Below are 1629 nucleotides of genomic sequence, written 5' to 3'. Positions count from 1 at the left end.
CTATGTCACATGTAACACAGAAGCTTTTGCAAATGAAATTGCCCACAAATTAAATACGCGCCCACGCAAAAGGCTTGGGTATAGAACTCCAACGGAGTATATTCATGCGCATCTATAGAATTTGTCGCACTTCAAACTTGATACTAAGAGCTCTTTCTAATTTAGCCCCCGACAAATGTTCAGTATAAAAACTGGCAATGCGTATGCCGTGCTGATTGGCAAAAGTTTGGAGCTCACTTTTTGCTCGATCTGCATGTTGGTCAGTTGTCGAGGCTCGTAAATAGGCTCTTATAAACATTGTTGCTTATCTTTGGTTCGGTTTGAGTATGGTTTTGTATTCTGGTGTGTGTAGGGTTGTAAATCAACACTTATCGAACCAAAATGTGATACTACTTATGTGGTTCGTGTGAGGTATAGCCTAATCCGCCTAGTTATCTTCTCCCACGTCACCGCCGTTCGAGTCATCACTACGGTTCAGAACACATGATCTTGAAAAAAGCTCAATGGATTTAGGCAACAACATATTTCACTTGAAGATCAAAACAATTTGTTACACCATCAGACAAGTGATAACGATTATCAACACCATTTTTATTAACATAATTTCAAGAGATTAAGTTTTTATGCGTATAGCTTTGCTTGCTTTATTGGTTCCCCTAGCACCATCTTTTGCTTTTGCTGATATCCATCCTTATGCAGGGGTTAATTTGGGGATCGGCGGTATCGAGGGAATGGATATCGAATACGATAATTTGAATTACAGTCAAGAATCTGGAAAATTTTCTTGGGGAGTCAATTCGGGTTTTCTACTAGATTCAAATATTAGTGACAAATTTCAGTATGGTGCAGAAATTAGTTACACATCTTATGCAACCAATAAAAATGAAATAGAAGGGATTTCATTTAATTATGACGGATATAACATTGCGTTAATGGGTGTTGCCAGATACCAACTCTTCGAATCTTGGAGTGTTATGAGCAAGCTAGGTCTAGCACATACAGCTCAAGAGGTAGGCATAAATAACCGTGTAACAGTAAGTGAGTCTGAAATATTGCCTAAATTGGGGATCGAGATTGCATATAATGCAACTGAAAATTTGGACATTTTATTTGGAATTGACCATATTTTCGGTGATGAAATTAAGACCTTTAAAAGAGATAGCAATTTAGATGGCCAGAGTTTACTTAAGAACTCATCAGATGTTGCGTCGGTTAGTACTATGTACCTAGGACTTAAATATAATTTCTGATTAGTAAGCATCTAAACAAAACACTAGCCCCAGCTAAAGCGAAAGAGCCCACTGTCGATTTTTATTTTGGGGGCTTGCCTTTGGTCGCGTCGAAATAGACTAGACCAAAGGCAATACTTAAAGTTGGTCATGGACGCACGACGGACAAAATAGGCAACACGTTTTACCTTATTGTAGTTAGGTAAATTCATTCATCATTCCGTTTCCGATAATAAGTTCGACTGATCCACAAATCAAGCCAAGGTTTGGACTGTCTTGCTGAATCTATATTGATTTTTCTACCGCCACCTTTCGAAACCTGGTCATGACTCCAACATGGAGAACTTGTACTAAAGTGGCATCCTTTTCACCGTTAAATTAGAAATCATGGCTACCATTC

1 protein-coding gene and 2 pseudogenes are annotated in these 1629 nt (G+C 38.4%); 2 read left to right on the top strand and 1 reads right to left on the bottom strand.

Annotation, left to right across the window (positions count from 1 at the left end):
* Window positions 1–118, top strand: a pseudogene (locus tag RH85_RS22840) (IS30 family transposase); the annotation flags it as partial.
* Window positions 119–151: 33 nt separating this feature from the next.
* On the opposite strand, the pseudogene RH85_RS18520 reads toward RH85_RS22840, so the two are convergent.
* Window positions 152–298: pseudogene (locus tag RH85_RS18520) on the bottom strand (recombinase family protein); the annotation flags it as partial.
* Between the two features lie 325 nt (window positions 299–623).
* On the opposite strand from RH85_RS18520, the gene RH85_RS18515 reads away from it, so the two are divergent.
* Entirely contained in the window at window positions 624–1250 is a 627-nt protein-coding gene (locus RH85_RS18515; RefSeq protein WP_006714249.1) for an outer membrane beta-barrel protein, read from the top strand.
* Window positions 1251–1629: the final 379 nt, after the last annotated feature.

The organism is Vibrio ichthyoenteri ATCC 700023 (genome assembly GCF_000222605.1).
GTDB classification, from domain to species: domain Bacteria; phylum Pseudomonadota; class Gammaproteobacteria; order Enterobacterales; family Vibrionaceae; genus Vibrio; species Vibrio ichthyoenteri.
This window is presented reverse-complemented; position numbering and strand designations above follow the sequence as displayed.

Excerpts from the sequence above, each read along its gene's own strand:
- RH85_RS18515 (WP_006714249.1), top strand. The coding sequence starts at position 624 with ATGCGTATAGCTTTGCTTGCTTTATTGGTTCCCCTAGCACCATCTTTT.